Origin of the sequence: Pseudomonas sp. Colony2, assembly GCF_019382755.1 — a bacterium.
Taxonomy (GTDB): Bacteria; Pseudomonadota; Gammaproteobacteria; order Pseudomonadales; family Pseudomonadaceae; genus Aquipseudomonas.
The window spans coordinates 6,958,074-6,972,002 of record NZ_CP080030.1; the positions used below are offsets into that span (position 1 = coordinate 6,958,074).

At 61.0% G+C, this 13,929-nt stretch carries 14 protein-coding genes and 1 pseudogene; 7 read left to right on the forward strand and 8 right to left on the reverse strand.

Annotation, left to right across the window (positions count from 1 at the left end; genetic code table 11):
- Positions 1-17 precede the first annotated feature (17 nt).
- Both JV201_RS28665 and JV201_RS28670 read right to left on the reverse strand, forming a co-directional pair.
- On the reverse strand, positions 18-1,160 hold the full coding sequence (locus tag JV201_RS28665; RefSeq protein ID WP_102370161.1) for an MFS transporter: 1,143 nt from the start codon (positions 1,158-1,160) through the stop codon (positions 18-20).
- A 156-nt stretch (positions 1,161-1,316) separates the two neighbouring features.
- Positions 1,317-2,810, reverse strand: coding sequence for an aldehyde dehydrogenase (locus JV201_RS28670; protein ID WP_003213259.1), 1,494 nt, complete (start codon positions 2,808-2,810; stop codon positions 1,317-1,319).
- A gap of 230 nt (positions 2,811-3,040) precedes the next feature.
- Here JV201_RS28670 and JV201_RS28675 point away from each other — a divergent pair, with 230 nt between their 5' ends.
- Complete coding sequence (locus JV201_RS28675) at positions 3,041-3,403, forward strand: cupin domain-containing protein (protein ID WP_003213261.1); 363 nt, start codon at positions 3,041-3,043, stop codon at positions 3,401-3,403.
- Between the two features lie 70 nt (positions 3,404-3,473).
- On the opposite strand, the gene rpmG is transcribed toward JV201_RS28675, so the two are convergent.
- Both rpmG and rpmB read right to left on the reverse strand, forming a co-directional pair.
- Positions 3,474-3,629: a 50S ribosomal protein L33 gene (gene rpmG, locus JV201_RS28680; protein WP_003176906.1), complete on the reverse strand. Its 156-nt coding sequence runs from the start codon at positions 3,627-3,629 to the stop codon at positions 3,474-3,476.
- A gap of 11 nt (positions 3,630-3,640) precedes the next feature.
- Complete coding sequence (gene rpmB, locus JV201_RS28685) at positions 3,641-3,874, reverse strand: 50S ribosomal protein L28 (protein WP_003213263.1); 234 nt, start codon at positions 3,872-3,874, stop codon at positions 3,641-3,643.
- Between the two features lie 458 nt (positions 3,875-4,332).
- Between rpmB and JV201_RS28690 the strand changes: the two genes are divergently transcribed.
- Positions 4,333-5,925, forward strand: coding sequence for an ABC transporter substrate-binding protein (locus tag JV201_RS28690; RefSeq protein WP_008439424.1), 1,593 nt, complete (start codon positions 4,333-4,335; stop codon positions 5,923-5,925).
- Positions 5,926-5,953: 28 nt separating this feature from the next.
- Here JV201_RS28690 and radC read toward each other — a convergent pair whose 3' ends face one another.
- Positions 5,954-6,628, reverse strand: a complete 675-nt coding sequence (gene radC / locus JV201_RS28695; protein ID WP_087693709.1) for a DNA repair protein RadC — start codon at positions 6,626-6,628, stop codon at positions 5,954-5,956.
- Positions 6,629-6,758: 130 nt separating this feature from the next.
- Between radC and coaBC the strand changes: the two genes are divergently transcribed.
- The 4 genes and pseudogenes from coaBC to argB all read left to right on the forward strand — a co-directional run bounded on the left by coaBC (position 6,759) and on the right by argB (position 11,027).
- On the forward strand, positions 6,759-7,967 hold the full coding sequence (coaBC, locus tag JV201_RS28700; protein ID WP_008439425.1) for a bifunctional phosphopantothenoylcysteine decarboxylase/phosphopantothenate--cysteine ligase CoaBC: 1,209 nt from the start codon (positions 6,759-6,761) through the stop codon (positions 7,965-7,967).
- 5 nt (positions 7,968-7,972) lie between these two features.
- Entirely contained in the window at positions 7,973-8,428 is a 456-nt protein-coding gene (dut, locus tag JV201_RS28705) for a dUTP diphosphatase (RefSeq protein WP_219406299.1), read from the forward strand.
- 252 nt (positions 8,429-8,680) lie between these two features.
- Positions 8,681-10,102 (forward strand): annotated as a pseudogene (locus JV201_RS28710) (phosphomannomutase/phosphoglucomutase); the annotation flags it as partial.
- 19 nt (positions 10,103-10,121) lie between these two features.
- A complete protein-coding gene (gene argB / locus JV201_RS28715) occupies positions 10,122-11,027 on the forward strand; it encodes an acetylglutamate kinase (protein WP_003213275.1) in 906 nt (301 codons plus the stop codon).
- Between the two features lie 168 nt (positions 11,028-11,195).
- On the opposite strand, the gene pyrE is transcribed toward argB, so the two are convergent.
- Entirely contained in the window at positions 11,196-11,840 is a 645-nt protein-coding gene (pyrE, locus tag JV201_RS28720; protein WP_003213276.1) for an orotate phosphoribosyltransferase, read from the reverse strand.
- 82 nt (positions 11,841-11,922) lie between these two features.
- Between pyrE and JV201_RS28725 the strand changes: the two genes are divergently transcribed.
- The gene (locus tag JV201_RS28725) at positions 11,923-12,702 is read left to right on the forward strand and encodes an exodeoxyribonuclease III (RefSeq protein ID WP_003176915.1); all 780 of its coding nucleotides are present in this window, start codon (positions 11,923-11,925) and stop codon (positions 12,700-12,702) included.
- Between the two features lie 58 nt (positions 12,703-12,760).
- On the opposite strand, the gene JV201_RS28730 is transcribed toward JV201_RS28725, so the two are convergent.
- Together JV201_RS28730 and rph are read right to left on the reverse strand one after the other, a co-directional pair.
- Positions 12,761-13,129 carry a DUF4870 domain-containing protein gene (locus tag JV201_RS28730; RefSeq protein WP_003213278.1) on the reverse strand — a complete coding sequence of 123 codons (369 nt, stop codon included), beginning with the start codon at positions 13,127-13,129 and terminating at the stop codon, positions 12,761-12,763.
- A 22-nt stretch (positions 13,130-13,151) separates the two neighbouring features.
- Complete coding sequence (rph, locus tag JV201_RS28735; protein WP_003213280.1) at positions 13,152-13,874, reverse strand: ribonuclease PH; 723 nt, start codon at positions 13,872-13,874, stop codon at positions 13,152-13,154.
- Between the last annotated feature and the right edge of the window lie 55 nt (positions 13,875-13,929).

A 13,929-nucleotide genomic window follows, 5' to 3' on the forward strand; every position in this document is an offset into this window, starting at 1 on the left:
GTGATCGCATTTCAAGTTCAGGCGGGTTGTGCGGCGCCGAACGCACCTTGGCGCAGCAACAGGATCACCAACCCCAACGCCCCCGCCGCCATCAACAACGGCAACGCATGCCCGCTGATCCACTGGCTGCCGGCACCGGCCACCAGCGGGCCGATCAGGCAGCCAATGCCCCACAGCTGCGCGATATGCGCATTGGCGCGCACCAGTGCGTCGTCGCGGTAGCGCTCGCCAATCAGGATCAGCGACAGGGTGAATAACCCGCCGGCGCTGGCCCCGAACAGCACCCACACCGGCCAGATCATCAGCGTATCGAGCAACAGCGGAATCGCCAGGCTCGTCACCAGCAGCATCAGCGCGCAGCCGAGAAACAGCGTGCGCCGAGGCAGGTAGTCCGCCAGCGCGCCAATCGGCAGTTGCAGCAACGCATCACCGACCACCACCGTGCTGACCATCGCCAGAGCAATCTCGGCGGTGAAACCCTGTTGCAGGCAATACACCGGCAACAACGTAAGAATCATCGCCTCGAATGCGGCGAACAACGCCACCGCCCAGGCAATCGCCGGCAAGCCCTGGCAGAAGCGCAGCAGGTCGCCAAAGGTCACGCTGAAAGACTCGGCAGTCGGCGCACCGGAACGGCCCAGCAGCAGGATCGGCGAGCACGTCAGCAGACCGACACCCACCCAGAAGCCAATATCGTTGTCCGTACCCAGCGCGCCCAGCAGCAACGGGCCCGACAGCTGGCTCAAGGCATAGCTGCAGCCATACAGCGCCACCAGACGGCCGCGCCAGCGTTCGATCACCAGTTGGTTGATCCAGCTTTCGCCGAGGATAAACACGATGGTCAGGATCACCCCGATCATCAGCCGCAACACCAGCCATACCGGGTAGCTGGGCAATACCGCCAGCAAGCCGATGGAAATCGCCCCCGCCCACAGGCACAGGCGCATCAGGTTCGCCGTGCCCAGGCGCGAGGCTAGGCCGCTGGAGACCTTGGCACCCAGTAGCACACCGAAGGCCGGCATCGCCGCCATGACTCCGATGGCGAAGCTGCCATAGCCCCAGCTTTCCAGGCGCAGGGACACCAGCGGCATGCTCACGCCCAAGGCCAGGCCCACGCTCAAGACCGACGCCAACACGGCGAAATAGGTCGCCCAACGCATTTCCACGCTCCTGTGGATTACTTGGAGATCATACAAAACAGTGTGGGAGCGGGCTTGCTCGCGAATGCGGTGTACCAGTCAATACATCAGCGACTGTGATACCTCATTCGCGAGCAAGCCCGCTCCCACATTTTTTACAGCGGTGTTCCTGGAGGCTTACAACTTGATCCAGGTCGCCTTCAGCTCGGTGTACTTGTCGAACGCGTGCAGCGACTTGTCGCGGCCGTTACCCGACTGCTTGAAACCACCGAACGGTGCGGTCATGTCGCCGCCATCGTACTGGTTGACCCATACGCTGCCGGCACGCAGGGCCTTGGCAGTCAGGTGCGCCTTGGAGATGTTCGACGTCCACACCGCAGCGGCCAGGCCGTATTGGGTGTCGTTGGCGATCGCAATGGCTTCTTCCACGCTGTCGAAGGCAATCACCGACAGCACCGGGCCGAAGATTTCTTCCTGGGCGATCTTCATGGCGTTGGTCACGCCGTCGAAAATCGTCGGCTCGACATAGGTGCCACCGCTTTCCTGCAGCGTGCGCTTGCCGCCGGCCACCAGCTTGGCGCCATCGGCATGCCCGGCTTCGATGTACGACAGCACGGTGTTCATCTGCTGGGTATCCACCAGCGCACCGACCGTGGTGGCCGGGTCGAGCGGGTTGCCCGGCTTCCAGGCCTTGAGGGCCTCGATCACCAGCGGCAGGAATTTATCCTTGATCGAACGCTCCACCAGCAGGCGCGAACCGGCGGTGCACACTTCGCCCTGGTTGAAGGCGATGGCGCCGGCCGCGGACTCGGCGGCGGCTTGCAGGTCCGGGGCATCGGCAAACACGATGTTCGGGCTCTTGCCGCCAGCTTCCAGCCAGACGCGCTTCATGTTCGACTCGCCGGAGCGAATCAGCAGTTGCTTGGCGATCTTGGTGGAACCGGTGAACACCAGGGTGTCGACGTCCATGTGCAGCGCCAGGGCGTTACCCACGGTGTGGCCATAACCCGGCAGCACGTTGAACACGCCTTTCGGGATGCCGGCTTCAACCGCGAGGGCAGCGATGCGGATGGCAGTCAGCGGTGATTTTTCAGATGGCTTGAGGATCACCGAGTTACCGGTGGACAACGCCGGCCCGAGTTTCCAGCAGGCCATCATCAGCGGGAAGTTCCACGGCACGATGGCCGCGACAACGCCGACGGGCTCACGGGTCACAAGGCCCAGCTGGTCGTGAGGGGTGGCTGCGACTTCATCGTAGATCTTGTCGATGGCCTCGCCGCTCCAGCTCAGCGCTTGCGCCGCGCCTGGGACGTCGATGTTCAGGGAGTCGCTGATCGGCTTGCCCATGTCCAGGGTTTCAAGCAGTGCCAGCTCTTCGGCGTTGGCCTTGAGCAGGCCGGCGAAACGGATCATGGTGGCTTTGCGCTTGGCTGGCGCCAGGCGCGACCAGGCACCGGAATTGAACGTGGCACGGGCGTTTTCTACGGCACGCTGGGCGTCGGCGACGTCACAGCTGGCAACGGTTGCCAGCAGGCGGCCATCGACTGGGCTCAGGCATTCGAACGTGTCGCCGGAAACGGCGGCGGTGTATTCGCCATTGATGTAGGCGCGGCCTTCGATCTTCAGATCCTTGGCGCGTTGTTCCCAGTCGGCACGGGTCAGGGTGGTCATGCGAGTGTCCTCCTCTTATTGAATACAAGGGCCGGGCGATGTACCCAGGCACCTTCGAAGAATTCTTGCCCGGCCAGCCAGCTGTTCGGCTCAAGGCAGCTGCCACCCTAAACCAGCGGCGATGGATGTTTCAATATATTTGACATAACGGCAGCAAACGCCCTTGCGATGTTCATTTTAATAAACATAGACTTTGAGCTCTCCAACCGCAGGCCAGACGGGACACGCCCATGAACATCCAGAATATCGTCGACTTCAGCCAGGCCAGGACCGAGCCTGATCGCTACCGTCCGGCTGCGGAGAAAATCCTCAAGGGCGACCCGGAGCAAACCGTCTACAACCACTACAACAGTCCGTGCGGCCAGATGAGCGCCGGGGTCTGGGAAGGTGAAGTCGGACAGTGGAAGGTCAACTACACCGAGCATGAGTATTGCGAGATCGTGCAGGGTGTTTCGGTGTTGCGCGATGCCGACGGCAACGCCAAGACCTTGCGGGCCGGTGATCGCTTCGTCATTCCGGCCGGCTTCAGCGGCACCTGGGAAGTGCTGGAACCCTGCCGCAAGATCTACGTGGTGTTCGAAGAAAAGGCCTGATCATTTATCAGGCACAAAAAAAAGCCCGCATCGTGAGATACGGGCTTTTTTTCACAAGAAAGAAAACCAATTACTTGATTTTGCCTTCTTTGTAGATCACGTGCTTGCGAACGCGCGGGTCGAACATTTTCTTTTCGAGCTTGTCCGGGGTAGTACGCTTGTTCTTGTCGGTAGTGTAGAAGTGACCAGTACCGGCGCTAGAGATCATTCGAATCAATTCACGCATGATTTAGCTCCTTAGATTTTGCCGTCGCGGCGCAGTTCGGCCAGCACGACAGTGATGCCGCGCTTGTCGATAACACGCATGCCTTTGGCAGATACGCGCAGACGAACAAAACGTTTCTCTTCTTCAACCCAAAAGCGGTGATGCTGCAGGTTTGGCAGGAAACGACGACGGGTTTTGTTGTTTGCGTGGGAAATGTTATTCCCAGTCACCGGACCCTTACCGGTAACTTGACAGACTCTCGACATGCCTCAGCCCTCTAAAACCACATGCCCAACCCGGCATGGGTTGGCCGCTTAATCTCTCAGTCATTTGGCGCCAGGCGCCGCGTTTCTTTAGGGTCTTACCGGCTACACCTACTAGCGAAGGAACCGGGCCCCTAGAAAAGAGCGCTGCTTTATACCAGAAAGACCCCAGTGCAACAACAGGCCGTGTACTTTTATACGCGTAAATCCAGGCCATGGACGCCTGAACCGTTGCCAGGGTGGGCCGCTATAGAAGCTAACCGCTCGTCGCACAGAATGATTTACAGCGCCCGCGCGCACTGCAAAGTGCTCGGCAAAACGACCTGAGGCGCCATCAAAACAGTATTTGCGGCAAAAGCACAGGCAAAAATGGGCTAGTCATTTGTCAATCAGCCCACTACGGTAGGACTTTTCCAGACTGCACTCGCAGATGGGCCTTCGATCTGCAAAGGAAACCGAATATGCGCCTCGCTGCCCTACCGCTATTGCTAGCCCCTCTTTTTATTGCTGCACACGCCCAGGCGGCCACTACCCTGAGCGTCTGCACCGAAGCCAGCCCCGAAGGCTTCGACGTGGTGCAATACAACTCGCTGACCACCACCAACGCCTCGGCAGACGTATTGATGAACCGCCTGGTGGACTTCGACGCCACCAGCGGCAAGCTGGTCCCGAGCCTCGCGGACAGCTGGGAAGTGTCGCCGGACGGCCTCACCTACACCTTCAAGCTGCACCCGGACGTTAAATTCCACCGCACTGACTACTTCACGCCAAGCCGCAGCCTGACCGCCGAAGACGTGCGCTTCAGCTTCGAGCGCATGCTCGACCCGGCCAACCCCTGGCACAAGATCGCCCAGAGCGGCTTCCCCCACGCCCAGTCGCTGCAGTTGCCCACGCTGATCAAGAAGATCGACGCCCTCGACCCGCTGACCGTGCGCTTCACCCTGGACCACGCCGATTCGACCTTCCTCGCCGCCTTGAGCATGGGCTTTGCCTCGATCTACCCGGCGGAATATGCCGACAAACTGCTCAAGGCCGGCACCCCGGAGAAGCTCAACAGCCAGCCTATCGGCACCGGGCCGTTCATTTTCGGGCGTTTCCAGAAGGACGCGACGATTCGCTACAAGGCCAACCCGGATTACTTCGCCGGCAAGCCTGCGGTAGATAACCTGATCTTTGCGATCACCCCGGACGCCAACGTGCGCCTGCAGAGACTGCGTCGCGACGAGTGCCAGATCGCCTTGTCGCCCAAGCCCCTGGATATTGATGCCGCCCAAAAAGACGCCGACCTGAAGATCGAGAAAACCGCGGCCTTCATGACCGCGTTTGTCGCCATCAACAGCCAGCATCCGCCACTGGACAAGCCGGAAGTTCGCCAGGCGATCAACCTGGCCTTCGACAAGGCCAGCTATCTGAAGGCCGTATTCGAAGGCACCGCCGAAGCCGCCAACGGCCCTTACCCACCCAATACCTGGAGCTATGCCAAGGACCTGCCGGGCTATCCGCAGGACATTGCCAAGGCCAAGCAACTGCTGGATCGCGCCGGGCTCAAGGATGGCTTCAAGACCACGATCTGGACCCGGCCGTCGGGCAGCCTGCTGAACCCCAACCCCAGCCTGGGCGCACAACTGCTGCAGGCGGACCTGGCCAAGGTCGGCATCCAGGCTGAAATCCGTGTGATCGAGTGGGGCGAACTGATCCGCCGCGCCAAGGCCGGCGAGCACGACTTGCTGTTCATGGGCTGGGCCGGTGACAACGGCGACCCGGATAACTTCCTGACGCCGCAGTTCTCCTGCGCGGCCGTGAAGTCCGGCACCAACTTTGCCCGCTACTGCGACCCGGCGCTGGACAAGCTGATCAGCGCCGGCAAGACCACCAGCGAACAAGGCGTGCGCAGCAAGCTGTACCAGCAGGCCCAGGCACAGATCCAGCAACAGGCGCTCTGGCTGCCACTGGCGCACCCGACCGCGTTTGCGCTGACCCGCAAGAATGTCGAGGGGTATCAGGTGAGCCCGTTCGGGCGCCAGGATTACTCCAAGGTCAGCGTCAAGCCCTGACCCCTGCCAGGGGCTGGCATGCCAGCCCCTACATCCACCCAAATTCCGCCATCGACAGCGGGTCACCCTCCCCCACAATGATGTGGTCCAGCACACGCACGTCCACCATCTCCAGCGCCTTTTGCAGCACCTTGGTCAATTTTCGATCAGCGATGCTGGGCTCGGGGCTGCCGGAAGGATGGTTGTGGCACAGGATCAGCGCCGCGGCGTTGTAGTCCAGCGCGCGCTTCACCACTTGTCGCGGGTAGACGATGGCGTTGTCGATGGTGCCTTGAAACAGCTTTTCGAAGCCCAGCACTCGATGCTTGGCGTCGAGAAACAGGCAGCCGAATATCTCGTGAGGCTCGTGGCGCAGCAGTGCCTTGAGGTAGTCGCGCACGGCCTCCGGGCTTTCCAGCACCGAATCGTTGCGCAGGCGTTCAGCCAAATGGCGGCGCGCCATCTCCAGTACGGCTTGAAGCTGGGCGAACTTCGCCGGCCCCAACCCCAAATGCTGGCTGAACACCGGCTGCCTCGCCTCCATCAGCGCCCGAAGGCTGCCAAATTGCGCCAGCAGATGGCGCGCCAGGTCCACGGCACTTTTGCCTGACACCCCGGTGCGCAGGAAAATCGCCAGCAATTCCGCGTCGGAAAGGTTCTCCGCTCCCAGCTCCAACAGCTTCTCCCGCGGACGCTCTGCCGCAGGCCAATCGCGAATACTCATGGCACCTCCGTGTGCATGTGCGCCGCTGTTGCATGGCGGACGCTGTGGTATCTTAGGCCATCTTTTTGCGTGCGATTTCACCTGGGGAGGGGGCATCGCAACGCCATCACTGAACTGGAAAGGCAAGCCAATGCAGCGTCTGTATCGGAAACGCATCGTTCTCGGCGTCGGCGGCGGCATTGCCGCCTACAAGAGCGCAGAGCTGGTTCGCAGGCTTCTCGACCAAGGCGCCGAAGTGCGCGTGGTCATGACCCGTGGCGGCAGTGAATTCATCACCCCGTTGACCATGCAGGCCTTGTCCGGCCACCCGGTTCACCTCGACCTGCTGGACCCTGCGGCCGAAGCCGCCATGGGCCACATCGAGCTGGCCAAGTGGGCCGACCTGGTGCTGATCGCCCCGGCCACCGCCGACCTGATCGCCCGCCTGGCCCAAGGCATTGCCGACGACCTGCTGACCACCCTGGTACTGGCCACCGACGCCACCGTCGCGATCGCCCCGGCCATGAACCAGGCCATGTGGCGCGACCCGGCCACCCAGGCCAACACCCAACTCCTGCAAAGCCGCGGCCTCAAGGTTTTCGGCCCGGCCTCCGGCAGCCAGGCCTGCGGCGACGTGGGCATGGGCCGCATGCTCGAAGCCACCGACCTGGCCCACTGCGCCGCCGACTGCTTCCAGCACCTGGCCCTGACCGGCAAGCACGTGCTGATCACCGCCGGCCCGACCCAGGAAAACATCGACCCGGTGCGCTACATCACCAACCATAGCTCAGGAAAAATGGGCTTTGCCCTGGCGGAAGCGGCGGTCGAGGCAGGCGCCCGTGTGACGTTGATCACCGGCCCGGTGCATCTGCCGACCCCGGATCGCGTCACCCGAATCGACGTAGTCAGCGCCCGCGACATGCTGGCGGCCTGTGAAGCGGCGATTCCCTGCGACCTGTTCATCGCTTCGGCTGCGGTAGCGGACTACCGCCCCGAGGTGGTTGCGCCGCAGAAACTCAAGAAAGACCCTACAAGCGGCGACGGCCTGCTCCTGCAAATGGTCCGTAACCCGGACATCCTGGCGACCATCGCCACCCGTGAGGACCGCCCGTTCAGCGTCGGTTTTGCCGCCGAAACCGAGCATTTGCTGGACTATGCCGCACGCAAATTGAAAGACAAAAACCTCGACCTGATTGTCGCCAACGATGTCGCCAACCCGAGCATAGGCTTCAACAGCGAGGAAAATGCCATCAGCGTGATCGACCGCGAGTTGCACGCTACCGTTTTCGCCCAGACCAGCAAGGGCAAGATTGCCCGCCAACTGATCTCTTTTATCGCCCAACGGCTGAACCAGGTTTAATTTCCATGCACGCTTTGCAAGCCAAGATCCTCGACCCCCGCATCGGCAACGAATTCCCGCTGCCGGCCTACGCCACACCAGGCTCCGCCGGCCTCGACCTGCGCGCCATGCTCAAGCAGGACACCGTGCTTGAGCCAGGCCAGACCATTCTGATTCCGACCGGCCTGTCGATCTACGTGGGCGACCCGGGCCTGGCGGCGCTGATCCTGCCGCGCTCCGGCCTGGGCCACAAACACGGCATCGTCCTCGGCAACCTGGTTGGGCTGATCGACTCGGACTACCAGGGCGAGTTGATGGTGTCCTGCTGGAACCGTGGCCAGACCGCGTTCAATATCGCCGTCGGCGAGCGCATTGCCCAACTCGTGCTGGTACCGGTGGTGCAGGCGCACTTCGATCTGGTCGAAGAGTTCGACGAAACACAACGCGGCGCAGGTGGCTTCGGGCATTCCGGCAGCCACTGACTAAGCTGAATTGACTTAGCCGAACAAGCCGGGTGCCTCACCCGGCCTGATGCCAACGCATGGCCTTTCAGGATGAAGAATGCGCGGAACTTATCAGCAAGGTTTCCCCAGTGAAATCAGGGCATTAAGCGGGCAAAAGGGCGGAGCTTCGGCGCCGATGGCACTTTTGCACCACGAACTCTATGCCAAAAACGCCGTCTTACCCTTCAGTTTGAGCCTGCCGGTCAGCACCCTTGAGGCCAGCCCAGCCCCTTATCGATGGAGTTCCCCCCCGCAATGAGCAACCCAGCCCGAGTCGCCCCGACATTTCCCGACAGCATTTTCCGCGCCTATGACATTCGTGGCGTGGTCCCCAAGACCCTGACCGCCGAGACCGCCTACTGGATCGGCCGCGCCATTGGCTCCCAGAGCCTGGCACAGGGCGAGCCCAACGTTTCCGTAGGCCGTGATGGCCGCCTGTCCGGCCCCGAGCTGGTCGAGCAACTGATCCAGGGCCTGGCCGACAGCGGTTGCCACGTCAGCGACGTGGGCCTGGTGCCGACGCCTGCGCTGTACTACGCAGCCAACGTACTGGCCGGCAAGTCGGGCGTGATGCTCACCGGCAGCCATAACCCGTCGGACTACAACGGCTTCAAGATCGTCATCGCTGGCGATACCCTCGCCAACGAACAGATCCAGGCCCTGCACACCCGCCTGAAGACCAACGACCTGACCAGCGGCGAAGGCAGCGTCACCAAAGTCGACATCCTGCAGCGCTACTCTGACCAAATCACCGGCGACGTCAAACTCGCGCGCCGCCTCAAAGTGGTGGTGGACTGCGGCAATGGCGCGGCCGGCGTGATCGCCCCGCAACTGCTCGAAGCCCTGAACTGCGAAGTGATCCCACTGTTCTGTGACGTCGACGGCAACTTCCCGAACCATCACCCGGATCCAGGCAAGCCCGAGAACCTGGTAGACCTGATCGCCAAGGTCAAGGAGACCGGGGCTGACGTCGGCCTGGCCTTCGACGGTGACGGCGACCGCGTTGGCGTGGTGACGGACACCGGCGAAAACGTGTTTGCGGACCGCCTGCTGATGCTGTTTGCCCGCGACGTGGTTGCGCGCAACCCAGGTGCCGAAATTATCTTCGACGTGAAGTGCACCCGCCGCCTCACACCGCTGATCAAGGAATACGGCGGTCGCCCGCTAATGTGGAAGACTGGCCACTCGTTGATCAAAAAGAAAATGAAAGAAACCGGCGCGCTATTGGCCGGCGAAATGAGCGGCCATGTGTTCTTCAAGGAGCGCTGGTTCGGCTTTGACGACGGCATTTACAGCGCCGCTCGTCTGCTGGAGATCCTCAGCAAGGAAAAATCGACCGCGCAGGAGCTGTTCCAGACCTTCCCGAATGATATTTCTACGCCAGAGATCAATATCCATGTGACCGAGGAGAGCAAATTCAGCATCATTGACGCACTGCACGATGCGCAATGGGGCGAAGGCGCCGACCTGACCAGCATTGATGGTGTGCGAGTCGATTACGCCAAAGGCTGGGGCCTGGTTCGCGCATCCAACACCACACCGGTGCTGGTGCTGCGTTTCGAGGCGGATACCGAGGCTGAGTTGCAGCGCATCAAGGACGTGTTCCACGCCCAGTTGAAACGTGTTGCCCCTGATCTCCAATTACCGTTCTGATTTTTTACCGGAGCCCTGAATGACCCTCGAACGCGAAGCCGCCGCCAATACCGCCAAGGTCCTTTCCGAAGCGTTGCCTTACATTCGACGCTACGTCGGCAAGACGCTGGTGATCAAGTACGGCGGCAATGCCATGGAAAGCGACGAGCTGAAAACCGGCTTTGCCCGCGACATCGTGTTGATGAAAGCCGTCGGGATCAACCCGGTGGTGGTACACGGTGGCGGCCCGCAAATCGGTGACCTGCTCAAGCGCCTGTCCATCGAGAGTCACTTCATCGACGGCATGCGTGTGACCGACGCCCAGACCATGGACGTGGTAGAGATGGTCCTGGGCGGCCAGGTGAACAAAGACATCGTCAATCTGATCAACCGCCATGGCGGCAGCGCCATCGGCCTGACCGGCAAGGACGCCGAACTGATCCGGGCGAAGAAGCTCACCGTGACCCGCAAGACCCCGGAGATGACCCAGCCGGAAATCATCGACATCGGCCAGGTGGGCGAAGTGATCGGCATCAACACCGACCTGCTGAACCTGCTGGTGAAAGGCGATTTCATTCCGGTGATCGCGCCGATCGGTGTCGGTGCCAACGGTGAGTCCTACAACATCAACGCCGACCTCGTGGCCGGCAAGGTGGCCGAGGCGCTGAAGGCCGAGAAGCTGATGCTGCTCACCAACATCGCCGGCTTGATGGACAAGGAAGGCAAGGTCTTGACCGGCCTGACGACCCAGCAAGTGGACGACCTGATCGCCGACGGCACCATCTACGGCGGCATGCTGCCGAAGATCCGCTGCGCGCTGGAAGCGGTGCAAGGCGGCGTTGGCAGCTCGTTGATCCTGGATGGCCGGGTGCCGAATGCGATCCTGCTGGAAATCTTCACCGATACCGGTGTGGGTACCCTGATCAGCAACCGCAAGCGCCCCTAAGCGCTGGTAAACAAAAAGGCCCCGTTCAATTCGATTGAACGGGGCCTTTTCTATGTACTCGGTCTAAAAATGTGGGAGCGGGCTTGCTCGCGAAAGCGGCGGGTCAGTCGACACATATATCAACTGACAAGCCGTATTCGCGAGCAAGCCCGCTCCCACATGGATCTTCTAAACGCCGAACTGCTCGCGATAAGCCTTGACCGCCGGCAAATGCTGCTTGAGCTGCGGGTCATCTTCCAGGAACTGCAACACCTGGTTCAGGGACACGATGCTCACCACTGGAATCGCGAAATCACGTTCCACTTCCTGGATCGCCGACAATTCACCGTTGCCGCGCTCCTGGCGGTTCAGCGCGATCAACACGCCGGCCGCCTTGGCGCCGTCCTGGGAAGCGATGATCTGCATCACTTCGCGAATCGCCGTACCGGCAGTGATCACGTCGTCGATGATCAGCACGTCGCCCTTGAGCGGCGCACCCACCAGGCTGCCGCCTTCGCCGTGGGCCTTGGCTTCCTTGCGGTTGAAGCACCAAGGCAGATCCAGCTCGTGATGTTCAGCCAACGCCACGGCGGTCGCGGCCGCCAGGGGAATGCCTTTGTAGGCAGGGCCGAACAGCACGTCGAAGGAAATACCGCTTTCAACGATGGCGGCCGCATAGAAACGACCCAGCTGCGCCAGGGCAGAACCCGAGTTGAAAAGGCCAGCATTGAAGAAGTAAGGGCTGGTGCGCCCGGACTTCAAAGTGAACTCACCGAAGCGCAATACGCCGCGATCGATGGCAAAACGAATAAAATCGCGTTGATACGCCTGCATGAAAAAAGCCTCAGATACCACGGATTTAGCTAATTAGGTAGACGGCGTGTATCATACACGCACGCGATTTTTGGGGCCATTTATGCGGATCATCAGTGTGAACGTCAATGGTATTCAGGCTGCAGTCGAGCGTGGTTTGCTCAGTTGGCTGCAAGCCCAGAATGCCGACGTCATCTGCCTGCAGGACACCCGCGCCTCCGCCTTTGAACTGGACGACCCAGCCTTCCAACTGGATGGCTACTTCCTTTATGCCTGTGATGCCGAAGTTCCCGCCCAAGGCGGCGTGGCTTTGTATTCGCGGTTGCAACCCAAGGCGGTCATCAGCGGCCTCGGCTTCGAGACAGCCGACCGCTACGGGCGCTACCTGCAAGCCGATTTCGATAAGGTCAGCATTGCGACCTTGCTGCTTCCATCAGGGCAGAATGGCGATGAAGACTTGAACCAGAAGTTCAAGCTAATGGACGACTTCGCCCGTTATCTGGATAAACAGCGGCGCAAACGTCGCGAGTACATTTACTGTGGCTCGCTGTACGTGGCGCAACAGAAGCTGGATATCAAGAACTGGCGCGACAGCCAGCAATCCCCGGGCTTCCTGGCGCCGGAACGGGCCTGGATGGACGAGATTGTCGGCAACATGGGCTATGTCGATGCCCTGCGGGAAGTCAGCCGCGAAGGCGACCAGTACAGCTGGTGGCCGGATAACGAACAGGCCGAGATGCTCAACCTCGGCTGGCGTTTTGACTACCAGCTGCTGACGCCAGGCTTGCGTCGCTTCGTGCGCAGCGCACGTCTGCCACGCCAGCCGCGCTTCTCGCAGCACGCGCCGCTGATCGTGGACTACGACTGGACCTTGACCATCTAAGGTCTTTTTCCAGGTACAAAAAAACCGACATCGCTGTCGGTTTTTTTGTGGGCGGTGGTTATTTGATCAACCGCAATGTCCACGGATAACGATAAGCCACGCCCTTGTTGGCCTTGATGCCCGCAATGATCGTCATCACCACCGCGCCGATCACCAGCACGGTCATCAACACAAAGCCTATCACGATAAAACCCAGCAGGAAGCAGACCGCCCAGGCAATGCCCACGGTGATCTGGAAATTCAGCGCTTCCTTGCCCTGGTCATCAATGAACGGGTCTGCATCCTTCTTCACCTGCCAGAGAATCAAGGGCCCCAGCAGGCTGCCGAACGGGAACATCAGCCCGAAGAACGCCGCAAAATGACAGAGCATCGCCCACTGGCGAACTTCCTTGGACGGTGTCGGCAGTGGAAGTTGGCTGTCACTCATGGCGTCGCTCCTTGGGATTGAATCAGTCGGCCAATGCGGCGTTCTGCAGTTCGAAGATTTCGGTCATGCCCTTCTGGGCCAGGGCCAGCATGGCATTCAGGTCCGCCGGCTGGAATGGCGCGCCTTCGGCGGTGCCCTGCACTTCAATGAAACCACCGGTGCTGGTCATCACCACGTTCAGGTCGGTCTCGGCAGCCGAATCTTCAAGATAGTCCAGATCCAGCACCGGCTCGCCCTGATACATGCCGACCGATACAGCCGCGATCATCTGCTTGAGCGGATCGCCGCCTTTCAGGCCGCCACGTTTCTTGATGACTTTGAGCGCGTCGACCAGGGCAACCATGGCGCCGGTGATGGAGGCAGTACGGGTGCCACCGTCGGCCTGGATCACGTCGCAGTCGACGTACAGGGTCACGTCGCCCAGCTTGGACATGTCCAGGGCTGCACGCAGGGAGCGACCGATCAGGCGCTGGATTTCCAGGGTGCGGCCGCCTTGCTTGCCACGGCTGGCTTCACGCTGGTTACGCTCGCCGGTGGCGCGCGGCAGCATGCCGTATTCGGCGGTCAACCAACCCTGGCCCTGGCCCTTGAGGAAACGCGGCACGCCATTTTCGACGCTGACGGTGCAGATAACCTTGGTATCGCCAAACTCGACCAGTACAGATCCCTCGGCGTGTTTGGTGTAGTTGCGGGTGATGCGGATCGAGCGGAGCTGATCGGCAGCGCGACCACTTGGACGTTTCATAGGGGATACCTGTACGGAGGACGAAAAACTGCCGAGCATTATAGAGCCGCCAGCC

Excerpts from the sequence above, each read along its gene's own strand:
- JV201_RS28675 (WP_003213261.1), top strand. The coding sequence starts at position 3,041 with ATGAACATCCAGAATATCGTCGACTTCAGCCAGGCCAGGACCGAGCCT.
- argB (WP_003213275.1), top strand. The coding sequence starts at position 10,122 with ATGACCCTCGAACGCGAAGCCGCCGCCAATACCGCCAAGGTCCTTTCC.
- JV201_RS28665 (WP_102370161.1), bottom strand. The coding sequence starts at position 1,160 with ATGCGTTGGGCGACCTATTTCGCCGTGTTGGCGTCGGTCTTGAGCGTG.
- dut (WP_219406299.1), top strand. The coding sequence starts at position 7,973 with ATGCACGCTTTGCAAGCCAAGATCCTCGACCCCCGCATCGGCAACGAA.
- rph (WP_003213280.1), bottom strand. The coding sequence starts at position 13,874 with ATGAAACGTCCAAGTGGTCGCGCTGCCGATCAGCTCCGCTCGATCCGC.
- pyrE (WP_003213276.1), bottom strand. The coding sequence starts at position 11,840 with ATGCAGGCGTATCAACGCGATTTTATTCGTTTTGCCATCGATCGCGGC.
- JV201_RS28690 (WP_008439424.1), top strand. The coding sequence starts at position 4,333 with ATGCGCCTCGCTGCCCTACCGCTATTGCTAGCCCCTCTTTTTATTGCT.
- JV201_RS28725 (WP_003176915.1), top strand. The coding sequence starts at position 11,923 with ATGCGGATCATCAGTGTGAACGTCAATGGTATTCAGGCTGCAGTCGAG.
- rpmB (WP_003213263.1), bottom strand. The coding sequence starts at position 3,874 with ATGTCGAGAGTCTGTCAAGTTACCGGTAAGGGTCCGGTGACTGGGAAT.
- radC (WP_087693709.1), bottom strand. The coding sequence starts at position 6,628 with ATGAGTATTCGCGATTGGCCTGCGGCAGAGCGTCCGCGGGAGAAGCTG.
- JV201_RS28730 (WP_003213278.1), bottom strand. The coding sequence starts at position 13,129 with ATGAGTGACAGCCAACTTCCACTGCCGACACCGTCCAAGGAAGTTCGC.
- JV201_RS28670 (WP_003213259.1), bottom strand. The coding sequence starts at position 2,810 with ATGACCACCCTGACCCGTGCCGACTGGGAACAACGCGCCAAGGATCTG.
- rpmG (WP_003176906.1), bottom strand. The coding sequence starts at position 3,629 with ATGCGTGAATTGATTCGAATGATCTCTAGCGCCGGTACTGGTCACTTC.
- coaBC (WP_008439425.1), top strand. The coding sequence starts at position 6,759 with ATGCAGCGTCTGTATCGGAAACGCATCGTTCTCGGCGTCGGCGGCGGC.